The organism is Chryseobacterium sp. FR054, from assembly GCF_056844565.1.
Genome location: NZ_JBXDSA010000005.1, coordinates 341,590 through 357,401, shown reverse-complemented (window position 1 = coordinate 357,401; position 15,812 = coordinate 341,590). Strand labels below are relative to the sequence as shown.

Genomic DNA, 15,812 nt, shown 5'->3' with positions numbered 1-15,812 from the left:
TGCAAAAATAAGGATGAAAAACTACAAAGAGGTTAAAAAAAGCTGTTTTTTGTCACTTTAGAGCCGTTTTCGCTTATTTTGAACCGTTCTTAATAACATGGGAAACATTGAGGAAAATTCAATTTTGAAAATCATAATTAGCTGGATTTATAATACCTATCCGGGCTATTGAAATCTTCTATATCTTACTCTTTATTTTACAAAGCTGTTCAGTCTTTTAATCTCCTGCAGAAAAGATTAAACAAGTTTATTTTATAAGCTTTAAGGGCATAAAGTTACGACAGCAGAAATCCAAAACGTTTGAATGAGTTCAGAAACGGATCTCCATTTCAGTATTACAACTGAAATTTCAGAACGTGTAAATAAAAATTTGGGTGAAAGTCCCTGCGCCTTTATCCGTAAACATTTCAAATTATTAATGAAACAGAAGGTCTTCAGGATATTAAGCCAGGTTTCGTTCTGAGGTATGATGCTTATGAAAAATGTTTGATTTTTTCCTTAATTCATCTTAACACTCAAAGGGTCTTAATGTTTTAAATAAATTTTAACAGGTTTTTAGCTTAAATTATCCCCGATAAGCACCGTAAATTCAAAAAAATAACCATAAATTACGCTTTCTTTTTGAGTAAAAAAAGATTCTTTTAATGTTGAAAAAACATTAAATTTGCCCACATTGATATTATGGATAAAAAGACACAGACAAAACCAACAGAAACGCCTGATACAGGCAAAATCTTATCAAAGCCACGTATATTTTTCGGGCTTACTTTCATTCTTTTTTCTGTGGTTCTGGCATTCTCGTTCATCTCCTATTTAATGAACTGGAAAGCAGATCAGAGCCAGGCAGGAACCATGCTTGACAAAAGCATAAAATCCTCCAATATTTTCGGAAAGGCCGGTGACTGGCTGGGAAATATTTTCATTTTTGAAAGCATAGGGATCGCTTCATTTATTATCGCTTTTTTATTTATGGTGGTAGGTACCCTGATCCTCAAGAAAAAAATATTCAAACCGTGGAAAACGATCGGCCATTCTCTGTTTTTTATCTGCTGGTTACCTATTTTTATGGGAGCCATCACCAAAGGCCAGGGCGTTATGGGTGGTGTTTACGGATATCAGATCATGGATTATCTCAATGCCATCATCGGAACCGTTGGGCTGTGGGTGGTGCTGGCGGCAAGTATTCTTTTATATTTCATTCTGGAATTCAATCTCCGTCCAAGCTCAATTAAAGCCAAACTGGATACCATCAATGAAAATACCATCGGAAAAGTAAAATCGATGATGCCTAGTTCTGATGATAATTTCGAAGCAGATGACGAACTGGAAGAAGAAGCTGAGAATAAGATGCCCAATGTTACGGTAACTGACGTGTCCGGTCAGCCAGAACAGGTAAAAAACAAACAACCGGAACCGGTACAGGTTCCGAAAGGATTCCCTGAAGCGGAGCCGGTAGCAGAGGTAGAAACTATTGTAACCCCCAACCATACTTCTTTTGAAGATCACAGAAAAGATCAGTCTCAGCCTTTGAACCTGAATCTCAACACAAAACCCTCTGTTCCTGTTTCAACTCCGGAGCAGGCATTTGATATGAGCCCGGTTTCTGAGGTTAAGCTTCCGGTTCCGCCCTTAAACCCGGTTCAGGAAGATATTAAATTCAATGTGGAAGTAGCCCCTGTCATAGATATTCTCGACGATTCAGACAGAAAATCCCAGGAGCTTGTTGAAAAGCATGGCCTGTATGATCACAAACTCGATCTTGCCGGATTCCAGATGCCGACCATTGATCTTCTGAAAGATTACGGAAATGAAGAAATCTCCATCAACAAAGAAGAGCTTGAAGAGAATAAAAATAAAATCGTAGGTCTTTTAAAGAATTTCAATGTAGGGATTGCTGAAATCAAAGCTACCATCGGACCTACCGTTACATTATACGAAATCGTACCGGAAGCGGGAATCCGTGTGGCAGCCATTAAAAAACTGCAGGATGATATTGCCCTGAACCTTTCCGCTCTTGGAATCAGGATTATTGCCCCAATGCCGGGAAAAGGAACCATTGGAATTGAAGTCCCGAGAAAGAACCCAACTATGGTATCTATGCGGTCTGTGATCGCCTCTCATAAATTCCAGAATACGGATATGGATCTGCCTGTTGTTTTCGGAAAAACCATTTCCAATGAAGTTTTTATGGCCGATCTCGCAAAAATGCCCCACCTGCTGATGGCTGGAGCTACCGGACAGGGTAAATCGGTGGGTATCAATGCCATTCTCACCTCTCTCCTTTACAAAAAACATCCGAGTGAACTGAAGTTTGTAATGGTAGATCCTAAGAAAGTAGAACTTTCCCTGTATTCAAAAATTGAAAGGCATTATCTGGCTAAACTTCCGGATGCAGAAGAAGCCATTATTACAGATACCAATAAAGTAATCAATACCCTGAACTCTCTCTGTATTGAGATGGATACAAGGTATGACCTTCTTAAGAATGCTTTCTGTAAAAACCTGAAAGAATACAACAAAAAGTTTACGGAAAGAAAGCTTAACCCTGAGAACGGACACCGCTTTCTCCCTTACATTGTACTGGTAGTAGATGAGTTTGCGGATCTGATCATGACCGCAGGAAAAGAAGTTGAATCACCGATTGCCAGACTGGCCCAGCTTGCCAGAGCAGTAGGAATCCACCTGATCGTGGCTACACAGAGACCTTCCGTAAACGTAATTACAGGGATGATTAAAGCCAACTTCCCTGCAAGAGCAGCCTTCAGGGTAATTTCCAGCGTAGACTCAAGAACTATCCTGGATTCTCCGGGTGCCGACCAGCTGATCGGTAAAGGAGACATGCTTTATTTTAACGGAAATGAAATTCTAAGACTTCAGTGCGCCTTTGTTGATACTCCGGAAGTCGAAAGGCTGGCAGAATACATTGGTGAACAGAAAGGATACGCTTCTGCATTCCTTCTTCCTGAATATGTTTCTGAAGATTCATCCGGCTCAGTAAGTACTTTCGATCCGAATGAAAAAGATGCTTTATTTGAAGAGGCGGCAAGAATCATTGTTTCTACCCAGCAGGGATCTACTTCTATGCTTCAGCGACAGCTGAAACTGGGGTATAACAGAGCTGGAAGAATCATGGACCAGCTGGAAGCAAGCGGCATTGTGGGAGGTTTCAACGGAGCCAAAGCCAGAGAAGTTCTCATTACCGATCTTCACTCTTTGGAACAGTTTTTGGAAGATCTGCGTAGTTAAAGGAAAAAACAAATTGTTTTCAGCCTTAGGAATAAAAAATCTAAAGATTATTAAATAAAGAAAATGAAAAATATTATTTCAAAAGTGATATTGGGAAGTTTTGTTGCAGGTGCAGTTGGATTTGCTCAGGCACAGAAAATTGATGCAAAGGCAAAAAAGATATTGGATGATATTACCGCCAACTATAATTCTAAAAAGAATTCCTACTTCAAATTTTCTTTTGGAAGCGGAGTAAACGGACAGGTAAACAAAACCGAACCGGGAATCTATTATGCCGCAGGAGAAAAATATAAGCTCAAAATCATGGACACAGAACAGATCTATGACGGGAACAAGATCTACAACATCAATGCAGATGATATGGAAGTAACGATTGCCAAACCTAACGGAAGCAGCTCTATGTTCTCCCCTATCAACTATCTTACAACCTACAGAAATGATTATAATGTAACTTATAACGGCAAAAAGACAGTAAACGGTGTAAATGCGGATTTCATTAAACTTACCCCTGTAAAATCAAACGGAATAAAATACGTTTATCTTTTTGTAGATTCTGCAAAGAAACAGATGGTAAAACTTGAACAGCACGGAAACAACCAGGACGTAGCGGTAATTGCCATTAAAGAATATAAGGAAAACCAGGAACTGGACCCTAATATGTTCGTTTTCGACAAGAATAAGTTCAAAAATTACGTGATCACAGAACTTTAAAACCGAAAGACCAATCTGCACATCTGCAGTTTTACTTTTCGGTAGTAAAGAAAAATATAAAAATTATAAGAGCCACAAGTAAACTTTGTGGCTTTTTGATTAATTTTGGCGCATGTTAAAAATACTAGACCGATATATCATAAAAACCTTCTTTGGACCGTTTTTCTTTATATTCAGCGTATTGTTTTTCATTTTTATTGTAAACATTATCTGGGTTCAGTTGGGGCAGTTTATGGGTAAAGGATTAAGCTACTGGCAGATCCTAAAACTTCTTTTTTATCTTGGGGTAAGCGTTATCAGTATGGTACTCCCGCTTACCATTCTTCTGGCAAGCATTATGTCTTTTGGAGAATTTGGAGAACGGTATGAGCTTGCGGCCATGAAAGCTGCCGGAATTTCTCTTACAAGGGTGATGGCTCCGCTATTTGGGGTATCAGTCATCTTGGCAGTGATGCTTTTTTTCTTCTCCAATAATATTATTCCGGATTTCCAGAAAAAGGCAAAGAATATGCTCTTCAATATTGCACAGACCAAACCTGCCCTTAACTTTACACCGGGCCAGTTCATTGATCAGCTTCCCGGATATATGGTAAAGTTTGATAAACTATATGGAGATAACGGTGAAAATATTGAAGGCGTTTTTGTTCACAAAAAAGCCAGCACTTATGAAAACCAACAAACCATTGTTGCCAAAAAGGGGCGATTTGTGCCTGCACCTACCAGAAACTATCTAAAACTGGAGCTATACGACGGCTATGTATTTGAGGATAATTTCGCCGGAAAAGGTGAAAATGTACGAAGTAAACAGCCCGATCAGGCCATCAAATTTGATACATTGGTTTCTCTTTTTGATGTAAGTGACCTTATCAATAAAGCCATTGAAAAGGAACAGATCACAGACGATTACCGTTTCCAGACTTACGGACAACTGAATGAAACAGTAACCAAAAACAAGAAAGATAATGCCGCCTTTTTTACCAATGTCGGAACTGATGTCTTAAGCCGTACCAATTCACTGGTAAGCTATATGGATAAAAATGTGAAGTCCAAAGCAACTCCCAAGCCCCAGATCAAAATGGATTCTTTAAAGGGAGACAAAAAGCTGGAGCTTCTTTACAATTCCTATAATAACCTGGAAAGCCTGAAAACAACAGCCGCTGATAAAAAGAATGAATTCAGCTCCAATATAAAATATTTCAGTAAGGTTGTGATTTATCAGCAGAGAATTATTTCCTATTCTGTAACCTGTATCATCTTCTTCCTGATCGGAGCCAGTCTGGGATCGATCATCAGAAAAGGAGGAATGGGACTTCCCGTGATCATAGCAATTATTATTTTCATTATTTTCTATGTGATGAATCTCGGGATTGAAAACGTATCCTGGGGAGGAAAAATGAGCCCTTATCTGGCTGCCTGGCTGCCGAACCTGATCCTTCTTCCTTTCGGAGTATGGATGACGTATAAGGCCCTTACCGATTCGCAGCTGTTTGATGCAGAGAAATACAAAGCCTTCTTTAAACCGGTTACAAAGCTATTTGTAAAAACGAAAGAACATACAAGGTATCAGTAATTGATAAAAGTAGAATTAATAATACAGGCCCGGCGAGATCCGGGTCTTTTTTATTCATGGAATTGTGGTATTTCATCCTGTTTTTTCATACCCCATAAAAGATTATATTTACAAAAATTGTTAAAAATAATAATTACATGAAAAAAGCACTACTATTTAGCTTATTTACAATCGTCTCTATCAACGCATATGCACAGGAAGACGGCAATACGGATTATGAACTGAGAAATGATGAGAAACCGGGTTATATCATTGATAAAAGCGGTAAAAAGATTGAAGGAATTGTCAGACTGAACGGAGACGAAAGAAATCCGTGGGATAACCAGAAGAAAGTAAAATTCATTGCGACAGCAGATATTGACAAGACCAAAAAGAAACAGAAGTTCAAAGGTTTTGATGCGGACGATATTAAGGGGTACACCGCTATTGATGCAGACAACAATGAAAGACATTTTGAAACCATTAAATATACCAATACAAAAGAAGGGTTCAATACCGCAACCGGCGGACTGAGCGGAAACCTGAAAGCATTCAACAATCTCACCAAAAGTACACAGTTCGCAGAAGTAGTTACAGACGGAAAGATCAAAGTATACAAGCTTTACGGCTACCCTACCACGTTCTCTGCAGGCGGACAAATCGCAGCCGCTGACAAAGAAAATGAAAGAATGAGAAATTTCCCTTCCTATATTTATACCAAAAAAGGGGGCAAACTGGAAGAGCTTACGTTCGCCAAAGCCAAAACCATCATTGCAGACTGCAGTTATGCCAAAGGGAAATTAACCGCCGGTTCTTACGCTTCTCTTAAAAATGATGAGAAAAAAAGATCAGGACTTGGGAAGCTGATCAAAAGCCAGATTGATGATGTCATGTCAAACGTTCCTGAAATTGTGGAAGAAGTGATTGCAGATTATAACGAAAACTGTAAATAAACAGATACGGAGATTTCTCACAGGAATCTCCGTTTTTAATACCATTCTTACAAAATATGAAAACAATACTATTCATTACAGCATTCCTGGCGGTCTTTATGTCCTGTAAAAAAGCAGATACCGGAGAAACTCACCTGCCATCTTCCGGGGCAGACAGTTCTGCCGTTAAAAAAACTTCCGGACAGGCAGATTCATCAGACCCGACTGATGATATTAAAAAAGAATATACCAGGCTGCACACACTGTTGGAAACAAATAAGCTTACTTCAAAAGGATTTACCTACAATTGCAACGAAGAACCTGCCGGAGAGGTTACCTTTTATTCAGAAAAAGACGGCATTAAAGTGATCCGGCATTCTTACACGGAACACAGCCATTTTTCGGCTACCGAACAGTATTTCATCAGGAATGGGGAACCGTTCTTCATCTTCAGGGAAGAAACCGTATGGAATTTCGATGGCGGAACCCCGGAAAAACCTGTTACCAAAGATGATATTACAGAAACCAGGATCTATATCCTGAACGGAAAACCTATCAGATGTCTCGAAAAGAAATACAGCATAAGATCCAACGGCTCAGAAAAACCGGATCCTTCTAAAATTGCGGGCAAAGAAGTACCGTGTAAGACCGATGATCTTATGAAAACATACAGATTGCTCATGAAAAATAAAGATCAGAAAGAAAACAGAGAATGTCTGTAAAAAACAAAAAGAGGTCCCCCGGGAAACCTCTTTTTTATTTTCAAAAACTGAAAATTACACTTTCATAATTTCAGCTTCTTTTGTTTTAAGATGCTCATCACAAAGCTTTACATATTTGTCGGTATAAGCCTGAATTTCTTCTTCCACTCCTTTTACTACATCTTCAGAAACTCCTTCCAGTTTTTTCAGTTCTTTCAACCCGTCCTGTCTTGCATTTCTTACCGTTACTTTAGTCTGCTCAGCTTCTACTTTAGCCTGTTTTGCCAGCTCCTTTCTTCTTTCCTCCGTTAAAGGCGGAACATTAAGGATAATATTCTCTCCGTTATTAGAAGGGGCAAAGCCTAAGTTTGAATTGATGATTGCCTTCTCAATCGCGTTGATAGCCGTTCTGTCCCAAGGTTGAATAGAAATTGTCATGGCATCCGGAACAGATACGTTGGCAACCTGGTTGATAGGAGTCATTGCTCCATAATATTCCACCATTACATCCTGAACCATAGCCGTAGAAGCACGTCCTGCTCTGATTCTTTGAAATGCGTGATCCAGGTGCTTTACAGCTGCATCCATATCCTGCTTTACAGATTCTAATATAAGATCTAATTCTTCCATTATTATATTATAGTTTGATAAATTGCACATTAATTATGAAATGATAAGTAATCAGTAATGAGTACTGTTAAAAATCTTTACTCTGCGTACTACGTTCTATAAATCTACCAGAGTCCCTACATTTTCCCCTTCCACGATCTTTTCCAGGTTACCGTCTTTATTCATATCGAATACAATGATCGGAAGCTTGTTTTCGTGGCTTAAAGTAAAGGCCGTCATGTCCATTACCTTGAGGTTTTTCTCAAATACTTCGTCGAAAGATAATGAATTATATTTTACGGCATCAGCATTCTTTTCAGGATCGCTGTCATAAATTCCGTCTACTCTGGTTCCTTTCAGGATTACATCTGCCCCTATTTCAATTGCTCTTAACGTTGCAGCGGTATCTGTGGTAAAATACGGGTTTCCTGTTCCGGCTCCGAAGATCACGACTCTGCCTTTTTCAAGGTGTCTCACCGCTCTTCTTTTGATAAAAGGTTCTGCTACCTTGTCCATTTCAATAGCAGACTGAAGTCTTGTTTTGATTCCCGCATCCTCCAGTGCTCCCTGAAGTGCCATTCCGTTGATAACCGTTGCCAGCATTCCCATGTAATCTCCCTGCACTCTGTCCATCCCTTTCGCTGCACCTGCTACTCCACGGAAAATGTTTCCTCCTCCAATAACGATCGCTACTTCGCATCCTTTATCCACTACTTTTTTGATCTCCGCCGCATACTCCTGCAGTCTTTCATTGTCAATACCGTATTGTCTGTTTCCCATTAAGGCCTCACCACTCAGTTTTAGAAGGATTCTTTTATATTTCATCTTTAATTTTAATAAATTTTATTGGAGCTGATTTCCCCGAAATTTGATTTTGCAAATATAATCATTAAAAATATTGGTAAAAGAAAAATATTTACACACAAATAATGTCAGAAATATTTTGATAAGTACGAAAAAGGATTATTTTTGCATTAATTATAAATTGAATTGAAGAAAATTGTCATTTTTTCATTATTTCTATCAGGAATTGTTTCTTATGCACAAACAGGAACAAATGTTTATCCTTTCTTAAACATCCCTGTATCTGCCAGACAGGCTGCCTTAGGCGGCGATGCAATTTCCGTCAGAGATCATGATGTTTCCTTTGCCATTGCAAACCCGTCCCTTCTTAATAAAGATTCAGATAAACAGTTATCTGTAAACGGTGCTGCCTACCTTGCCGATTCCAAATACGGAACCGTGGCCTATGCCAGGGATTTCGATAACGGACATATGGCCACCATCAATGCAAGATATATGAGCTATGGCAGCATTCCCAGAACCGATGAAAGCGGTTATGAAAACGGAAACTTCAAAGCTTCCGATGTAGCCATTGGTGCAGGGTATGCCTATCAGTTTGAAGAAGACTGGACTATTGGAGGAGGAATCAATTTTATCACTTCAAAAATAGACAATTATACTTCTTCTGCTATTTCAGGAACGGCGGGAGTTACTTATCACAATAAGAAAAACAAGGAAACCCTTTCATTGGTATTAAGGAATTTCGGATTTCAGCTGAAATCATTCAACGGAACAAGAGAAAATCTTCCGTTCAGAGTGGATCTGGGGTATACCAAAATCCTGAAAATGATTCCGCTTGCCATCACCATTACGGCGCATGATCTTCAGCAGTTTGATATTTCAGATCAATATAATGTGAACGGGCAGGAAGTAGGTTTCGGCAGAAAGCTGGCAGACCATTTTTCCGTAGGAGCAGAACTTTTCCCTGAAAAAGGGTTTAATATCAGACTTGGATACAATGTAAAAAGAGGTAATGAGCTGGCCGTGGCAGATCAGAGAAACTTTTCGGGGCTTTCCGGAGGTTTCGGAATCAAATTAAGAAAGTTCCGTATCGATTACGCTCATGTACGTTACCATAACTCTTCCAATGTGAACCAGATAGGTGTTTCCATAGACCTTAGCAGCCACGCAGGAGAATAATTTCACCCTATAAATCTGCATTCTTATGTAGATTTTTTTCTTTACAGACTTGGTTTTTTAAAAAAAATCTTGAAATTTGCGGTATGAAAAAACCTGTAATAGCTATCGATGGGTACTCGTCTACCGGAAAAAGTTCAATATCTAAAGTCATTGCCGATAAACTGGATATTATACATCTGGATACCGGTGCGCTTTACAGAGGCATTACATGGTTTGCCATACAGAACTGTATGAATGAAGACGGCTCTGTTGATCTCCCGAAGCTCTTCTCATCCTTAGACCAGATCGAACTTGAGTTCAGAAACAATGATAATGAGCTGGTTCTTTACCTCAATCATATTGATATTTCCAAGCAGATCCGTACCACTGAAGTTTCAGACAATGTAAGTATTGTAGCCAAACAGAAAGAAGTAAGAGACTTTCTTCTCCAATCCCAGCGAAATCTGGCAGAAAAAGGAGGTATTATTATGGACGGACGTGACATAGGGACAGTAGTTCTGCCAAATGCAGACTATAAATTCTTCCTTACTGCCAGTATTGATGAAAGAACCAACAGAAGATATTTTGAATTGGCAGGTTTGGGAATAAAAACAGACAGAGAACAGGTAAAACAGAACCTTATTGAACGCGACAAGATCGACAGTGAGAGGGAAATTGCCCCATTGAAACAGGCAGAAGATGCTATTGTAATCGACAATACTTCGCTTACAAAAGAAGAAACCATAGACCTGATTTTATCCCATATCAATAAGATTTAACACTTTTTAATAGGCTGCCACTCTCCTTTGGTATGCAAATTGTACATTTTGACACAGTAAAAAACTAATTTTATTAACTATTAAAAAAGCTTAAAATGTCTAGAAAAGGAAAAAATACAGCAGGTATATTGGCAGGACTTCTTGCAGGTGCTGCAGCAGGTGTAATCTTAGGAATGCTTTATGCCCCTGAAGAAGGTAAAGAAACAAGAAAAAAAATCAAAAATAAAGCAAACGACCTAAAAGACCAGGCTAAAAACAAATACGGTGAGGTTTCTGAAAAAGTAAAGGACCAGTACAGCAATATTTCTTCTACTTTCAAAGAAACAGCCAATAATGTAGCCCATACGGTAAAAGACGGATATGATAAATACAAGGATCAGATCGTTTCTAAAACTGCAGACGTAGTAAAGGATGTAGAAGCTGAATTGAATGATCTTAAAAAATAAGTAATTTATTTTTTGAGTAAATTATGGGAAGGAACTTTTTGTGCGAAAGTTCCTTTTTTTGTAACTTTAAAAAAAAACAATGATAGAGACTATTAAAGAATATGCCTCGAAGAGAATAGATCTTCTGAAAATTGAAGCCACCGAAAAATCTTCTCTTTCCGCAGGGCTCATTACCTACTTTGTAGTGCTGCTTGTTGCTTTTGCTTTTTTTATTATCCTTTTCAATTTCGGAATTGCCTTTCTTATCGGCAAAGCTCTGGATAATACTTCTTACGGTTTTCTGATTGTTGCTGCGTTCTATGCTCTTATCATGGCATTTGTGGTTGCTTTCAAGAATAAAATTGTCAATACGGTTGCAGACCAGGTTATTAAATTTTTAAATCATTAAGCTATGGGCAGAAAATATGAAAGCATCGAAGAATTAAGGAGAAAGAAAAAACTGCTTCAAGGCGAAATAAATGATCTGGAAAATCTTCTTACCTTTAAGAATACAAAGGAAAGTTTAAGTGCCTTTACCAACGGACTGAGCGATCAGTACCTTCAGGAAAAAGTAGATGATGACGGCGATGAAAAGGTGGTTCTCCGTAAAGACGTTATTGCAAGACAGCTTACTTCTGAGGTGAAAGATCTGCTGATCAATAAAAATACGGCAGTAGGTATTGCCAGCACTGCATTGGGAGGAAATGTTACTGACGGGCTTATTAAACTTGGGGTAACAGCGCTCGTTGGCAATTATGCAAAAAAGAACATGAAAAGTCCCAACTGGAAAAAGAAACTTCTGGGGGCCGCTATGATCTATCTCGCTCCTATTGCACTGAAGTATGTCAGAAAAAAACTTGAAGAATATCAGAAAAACAAAAGTGTTTCCAGTATGGAACAGCTGATATAAAATAAATATAAGATTTCAGATTTCAGACAGATAAATGAATAATACCCTATCAGGATCTGAAATCTGAAATCTTATAAATTTAACTTCTGAAAAGCTGTCCCAGCACAATTCCTGCTGCCATAGAGACATTCAGGCTTTCCGTAGACTGTGATTTTCCGAATCTCGGAATCGTTACACACCTATGAAGTAATTTTTCTGTTTCAGGACGCATTCCGTTTCCTTCATTGCCGAGAATAAGATTCATTTTCTCCGGCTTCTCAAACGAATAAATACTTTCCCCTTCCATATCTGTTCCGATATTTACGCTTTCCGTTCCGGACAGATAGTCCACAAGATCTGTATAAACAGTATTTACCCGGGTAAAAGATCCCATCGTCGCCTGTATTACTTTTGGATTGTAAACATCTACCGTATCTTCGCTGCAGATGATCTGTTCAATGCCGAACCAGTCTGCCAGGCGGATAATTGTGCCCAGATTTCCGGGATCCTGAATCCCGTCCAGAACGAGTTGTACCTCTCTGTCTTCTTTTATTTCCCCTTCAGCAAGATAGCATACCGCCACGGAATCTTTCGGGGTTTTAAGAAAGCTGATCTTTTTCAGCTCATTTTCAGTGATCTGGATAACAGGTGCATCTGTACGGCCTAATTTTTGCGGATCCGTAGAGAATATTTCCTTAATTTTAATGTTTGAATCGAAAAGTTCACAAATGATTTTATTACCTTCAACCAAAAACAAATTGTATTTTTGTCTGAACTTCTTTTTATCTAAAGACTGTAAAACTTTTATTGTATGAGCTGTAAGCATTATAAGAATTCTCCTCAAAAATATTATAAAATTATCTCATTTGCAACATTTGTTGGCCTACTTTACGCATGCAGCACAACCAAAAAGGTTCCGGATGGCGAATATCTGCTCACCAAAAACAATTTTGAATTCGAAGATAAGAAAGAATCTTTTGATGAAGAGCTGAAAGATTATGTACAGCAGAAGCCCAATAAAAAGCAGCTTCTCTTTATGCCGTTAAGTCTCGGTTTTTATAATATGGCTAATCCCAAATATGATACCCTGCTTAATGAATACATGACGTATCCCAGTGAAATGAGAGATCAGAAACTGAGAGATTCCCTGTTCATCAAATACGGTATGAAAAATAACGTGGGAAAAACGCTCTTTTTAGACCGTCTCCTTCACAATTGGGGAAGCCCGCCTGTTATTCTGGATCAGACAAGAAGTGAAAAAAGTGCTGAATCTATTGAGAAAAGAATGGTTTACAGAGGTTTCTGGAATTCAGAAGTCAACTTTAAGCATGTGCTTGATTCTGCTTCAAAAAAGGCTGCTGTCAATTATTTCATCAGGCACAACGAACCCACTTATATTAAGGACTATTACTATAATATTACAGATCCTACCGTTAAAGGCCTTTACTGGCAGAAACTAGACAAGAGTCTGATAAGATCCGGCCAGATTCTGGACCAGACCGTGCTTGAAAAAGAAGCGGCAAGAATTACCGACCTGATGAGGGAAAAAGGATATTACAGGTTCAACAGCTCCAATGAAGAGGTGTCCTTTGTTGCCGATACCTTAAAAAATAAAAAACAGGTTCCTCTCGTACTTGAGATCCACCGGGATTCCACAGACCGTCCTTATAAAATCTCCACAATCGGGAATATAGATGTGGCCATCATAGAAGAGAATGGTGACTACCCTAAAAATACGGTGAAAGACAGCCTGCGGAGAATAAGATTCCATAGAGTGAACGATAATTATAAAATATCATCACTGTGGAGATCCGTTATCATAGACAACAAACAGGTATATGACCAGAAAAAACTGGATCTTACCAAAAGAAATCTTCTCGCAATGAACAACTTCAGCCTTGTAAAGGCAAGAGATTCCCTGAGAAGAGGTGGCGGTACAGCACCTAATGACAGTATTATCGATGTTCTTTATGTTCTGAAACCTCTGCCTAAATATGAACTGAAGGTAGGAACCGACGTCAATTATTCCCAGATTCTGAATCTCGGGGTGTCCCCTTCCGTAGATCTTACCACAAGGAATGTCTTCCGAGGGGCGGAAAACCTTTCAACGAGTCTTTCCGGAGCTTTCGGGTCCATAAGAAGTACCAAAGATATCAGTAAAAGAGAACTGGCTTATGAAATTTCAGCCCAGGCGTCCCTCAATTTCCCGAGGCTGCTGCTTCCTTTTGATTATTATAAGCTTCTTCCCAAAAGATATACTCCAACTTCCTCTATTCTTTTAGGGGCATCGGTACAGAATAATATCGGCCTGGGAAGGGTAAATTTTAATACGGGACTTAATTATCAGGCCAATGTCAACGATCAGGTTTCACACAGACTTACCCTGTTCAATACGCAGGTCAGTCTTACCAAAAATAAAGATGCCTATTATGATTATTTCACGAACGATGAAAGAATCAAGGATGATATGTTCAGAAATTATTTTGATTACACGGCTAATATTCCGGAACTGGCGGATATTGAGAACAAGTACCTTTCAGGGCAACTCAGTATTGATGATGTTTCAGAAATGATTCTGAAAAACAATGCTTACATAGGTTCACTGGATAAGAAAAACCAGGATCTTCTGCTGGCATTTATGGGATCGCTTGTGAATAAGGACAGACAAACTCAGGATATCCTCATTTCTTCCATGATCTATAATTTTGTTTACAGTGAGATTGGTAAAAAAGATTATCCGAATGCCTTCTATTTTAACGGAAAAGTAGAACTTGCAGGTAATATTTTAAGCATATTCAATCAAAAAAGAGATGCAGGAGGTGTTATCACGAATCCTCAGAGAACAATTTTCGGACTCCCATACGCCCAGTTTGTGAAATTTGATATCGATACCCGAAAATATTTTAAATTCAATGGCAATCAGACTTTAGTATTGAGACAGTTTATCGGTCTCGGTATTCCTTACGGAAACTCTACGGATATGCCGGTTATTAAGTCTTATTTCAACGGTGGATCCAATGATATCAGAGCCTGGGTAGCTTTTGGAGGGCTTGGACCTTCAGATTCCCAGATTGATGAAAGAGTGCGTACCTATATGACGAACAATGTGAAACTCACCACAAACATAGAATACAGGATTCCCTTTAATGAAATGTATGAAGGTGCATTATTTACGGATATAGGAAATACATGGAGCCTTAGAAAACCCGATGGAACCGGAGGTTATGGTGATGAATTCAAATTCAACAAATTCCTGGGACAGGTTGGAATCGGAAGCGGTGTGGGATTAAGACTGAATATTGCCTATATCACTCTGAGACTTGATCTTGCTTACAAAATCTATGATCCGAATAAACCGGATGGAGACCGATGGAGATTTAAGAATTTCCAGCCTTTCAAACCTACACTGAATATTGCATTCGGATACCCTTTCTAATCCGGAGAAATTCCCAATATAAAATATACTACGGCAATCACTCTGGCGAGAATCTCCCGGAACTGATTTCTGTAGTAGCTTTCGGGCTTTGTTACGTCCTGTGCATCAAATCCCAGCGCATTCATATTGTTGTTTCTTGCAAAAAACAGGGCACGGAGATTATGAAACCCTTGTGAAACAATGATCACGTCTGTTTTCTTATATACATCCTTGCAGCGTAAAATACTTTTATAGGTGTTAAATCCTTTCGGATCTTCTACAATAATATCTTCCGGAACCCCTTCCTGATAAATCAAATAATTCTTCATTGCAGCAGGTTCATTATACCCTTTACTTTTTTCACCGCTTACAATAATCTTTCTGATTTTCCCGTGATGGTAAAGAAGTGCGGCAGCATCCATCCTTTTCGTAAAATAAGGGTTGGAAAGTCCTGATCTCATTTTGGGAGAAGTTCCCAGGACCAAAGCAACTTCTCTCGGCGGGATTTTTGAAATTTTGGTATAGGTACGCCCGTTCGTCAGTCCGAAAACCCAGGCATTGCAGAGTATGATCAACAGAACTCCCATTTCTATT

15 protein-coding genes are annotated in these 15,812 nt (G+C 38.9%); 11 read left to right on the top strand and 4 right to left on the bottom strand.

What is annotated here, in order from left to right; translation table 11 throughout:
- Nucleotides 1–681 precede the first annotated feature (681 nt).
- The 5 genes from AC106S_RS20680 (at nt 682) to AC106S_RS20660 (ending at nt 7,160) form a co-directional block, all read left to right on the top strand.
- Entirely contained in the window at nt 682–3,246 is a 2,565-nt protein-coding gene (locus AC106S_RS20680) for an FtsK/SpoIIIE family DNA translocase (RefSeq protein ID WP_482441605.1), read from the top strand.
- Between the two features lie 63 nt (nt 3,247–3,309).
- Entirely contained in the window at nt 3,310–3,957 is a 648-nt protein-coding gene (lolA1, locus tag AC106S_RS20675; protein WP_482441604.1) for an outer membrane lipoprotein periplasmic chaperone LolA1, read from the top strand.
- 112 nt (nt 3,958–4,069) lie between these two features.
- The gene (locus tag AC106S_RS20670; RefSeq protein ID WP_482441602.1) at nt 4,070–5,527 is read left to right on the top strand and encodes an LptF/LptG family permease; all 1,458 of its coding nucleotides are present in this window, start codon (nt 4,070–4,072) and stop codon (nt 5,525–5,527) included.
- A gap of 137 nt (nt 5,528–5,664) precedes the next feature.
- A complete protein-coding gene (locus tag AC106S_RS20665; RefSeq protein WP_482441601.1) occupies nt 5,665–6,459 on the top strand; it encodes a hypothetical protein in 795 nt (264 codons plus the stop codon).
- Between the two features lie 56 nt (nt 6,460–6,515).
- A complete protein-coding gene (locus AC106S_RS20660; protein ID WP_482441600.1) occupies nt 6,516–7,160 on the top strand; it encodes a hypothetical protein in 645 nt (214 codons plus the stop codon).
- A 54-nt stretch (nt 7,161–7,214) separates the two neighbouring features.
- On the opposite strand, the gene frr is transcribed toward AC106S_RS20660, so the two are convergent.
- Together frr and pyrH are read right to left on the bottom strand one after the other, a co-directional pair.
- On the bottom strand, nt 7,215–7,769 hold the full coding sequence (frr, locus tag AC106S_RS20655; protein WP_482441599.1) for a ribosome recycling factor: 555 nt from the start codon (nt 7,767–7,769) through the stop codon (nt 7,215–7,217).
- A gap of 96 nt (nt 7,770–7,865) precedes the next feature.
- Complete coding sequence (gene pyrH / locus AC106S_RS20650; RefSeq protein WP_482441597.1) at nt 7,866–8,573, bottom strand: UMP kinase; 708 nt, start codon at nt 8,571–8,573, stop codon at nt 7,866–7,868.
- A 165-nt stretch (nt 8,574–8,738) separates the two neighbouring features.
- Here pyrH and porQ point away from each other — a divergent pair, with 165 nt between their 5' ends.
- The 5 genes from porQ (at nt 8,739) to AC106S_RS20625 (ending at nt 11,824) form a co-directional block, all read left to right on the top strand.
- On the top strand, nt 8,739–9,731 hold the full coding sequence (gene porQ, locus AC106S_RS20645; protein WP_482441595.1) for a type IX secretion system protein PorQ: 993 nt from the start codon (nt 8,739–8,741) through the stop codon (nt 9,729–9,731).
- Nucleotides 9,732–9,814: 83 nt separating this feature from the next.
- On the top strand, nt 9,815–10,489 hold the full coding sequence (gene cmk, locus AC106S_RS20640) for a (d)CMP kinase (RefSeq protein WP_482441594.1): 675 nt from the start codon (nt 9,815–9,817) through the stop codon (nt 10,487–10,489).
- 95 nt (nt 10,490–10,584) lie between these two features.
- Nucleotides 10,585–10,935, top strand: coding sequence for a YtxH domain-containing protein (locus AC106S_RS20635; protein WP_062699275.1), 351 nt, complete (start codon nt 10,585–10,587; stop codon nt 10,933–10,935).
- Between the two features lie 79 nt (nt 10,936–11,014).
- On the top strand, nt 11,015–11,323 hold the full coding sequence (locus tag AC106S_RS20630; protein WP_482441592.1) for a phage holin family protein: 309 nt from the start codon (nt 11,015–11,017) through the stop codon (nt 11,321–11,323).
- 3 nt (nt 11,324–11,326) lie between these two features.
- Entirely contained in the window at nt 11,327–11,824 is a 498-nt protein-coding gene (locus tag AC106S_RS20625) for a phosphoribosyl-ATP pyrophosphatase (RefSeq protein WP_482441590.1), read from the top strand.
- A gap of 79 nt (nt 11,825–11,903) precedes the next feature.
- Here AC106S_RS20625 and AC106S_RS20620 read toward each other — a convergent pair whose 3' ends face one another.
- Nucleotides 11,904–12,629, bottom strand: coding sequence for a TrmH family RNA methyltransferase (locus AC106S_RS20620; RefSeq protein ID WP_482441589.1), 726 nt, complete (start codon nt 12,627–12,629; stop codon nt 11,904–11,906).
- Between AC106S_RS20620 and tamL the strand changes: the two genes are divergently transcribed.
- Nucleotides 12,615–15,239 (top strand): translocation and assembly module lipoprotein TamL, encoded by a 2,625-nt coding sequence (gene tamL, locus AC106S_RS20615; protein ID WP_482441587.1) that lies wholly within the window; start codon nt 12,615–12,617, stop codon nt 15,237–15,239. The genes AC106S_RS20620 and tamL overlap by 15 nt on opposite strands.
- Here the strand turns inward: tamL and AC106S_RS20610 are convergent.
- Complete coding sequence (locus AC106S_RS20610) at nt 15,236–15,805, bottom strand: SanA/YdcF family protein (protein WP_482441630.1); 570 nt, start codon at nt 15,803–15,805, stop codon at nt 15,236–15,238. The two genes, tamL and AC106S_RS20610, sit on opposite strands and share 4 nt — an antisense overlap.
- Between the last annotated feature and the right edge of the window lie 7 nt (nt 15,806–15,812).

What these genes read in the sequence shown, in the direction of transcription:
- AC106S_RS20680 (WP_482441605.1), top strand. Translation starts at nt 682, where the DNA reads ATGGATAAAAAGACACAGACAAAACCAACAGAAACGCCTGATACAGGC.
- lolA1 (WP_482441604.1), top strand. Translation starts at nt 3,310, where the DNA reads ATGAAAAATATTATTTCAAAAGTGATATTGGGAAGTTTTGTTGCAGGT.
- AC106S_RS20670 (WP_482441602.1), top strand. Translation starts at nt 4,070, where the DNA reads ATGTTAAAAATACTAGACCGATATATCATAAAAACCTTCTTTGGACCG.
- AC106S_RS20665 (WP_482441601.1), top strand. Translation starts at nt 5,665, where the DNA reads ATGAAAAAAGCACTACTATTTAGCTTATTTACAATCGTCTCTATCAAC.
- AC106S_RS20660 (WP_482441600.1), top strand. Translation starts at nt 6,516, where the DNA reads ATGAAAACAATACTATTCATTACAGCATTCCTGGCGGTCTTTATGTCC.
- frr (WP_482441599.1), bottom strand. Translation starts at nt 7,769, where the DNA reads ATGGAAGAATTAGATCTTATATTAGAATCTGTAAAGCAGGATATGGAT.
- pyrH (WP_482441597.1), bottom strand. Translation starts at nt 8,573, where the DNA reads ATGAAATATAAAAGAATCCTTCTAAAACTGAGTGGTGAGGCCTTAATG.
- cmk (WP_482441594.1), top strand. Translation starts at nt 9,815, where the DNA reads ATGAAAAAACCTGTAATAGCTATCGATGGGTACTCGTCTACCGGAAAA.
- AC106S_RS20635 (WP_062699275.1), top strand. Translation starts at nt 10,585, where the DNA reads ATGTCTAGAAAAGGAAAAAATACAGCAGGTATATTGGCAGGACTTCTT.
- AC106S_RS20630 (WP_482441592.1), top strand. Translation starts at nt 11,015, where the DNA reads ATGATAGAGACTATTAAAGAATATGCCTCGAAGAGAATAGATCTTCTG.
- AC106S_RS20625 (WP_482441590.1), top strand. Translation starts at nt 11,327, where the DNA reads ATGGGCAGAAAATATGAAAGCATCGAAGAATTAAGGAGAAAGAAAAAA.
- tamL (WP_482441587.1), top strand. Translation starts at nt 12,615, where the DNA reads ATGAGCTGTAAGCATTATAAGAATTCTCCTCAAAAATATTATAAAATT.
- AC106S_RS20620 (WP_482441589.1), bottom strand. Translation starts at nt 12,629, where the DNA reads ATGCTTACAGCTCATACAATAAAAGTTTTACAGTCTTTAGATAAAAAG.
- AC106S_RS20610 (WP_482441630.1), bottom strand. Translation starts at nt 15,805, where the DNA reads ATGGGAGTTCTGTTGATCATACTCTGCAATGCCTGGGTTTTCGGACTG.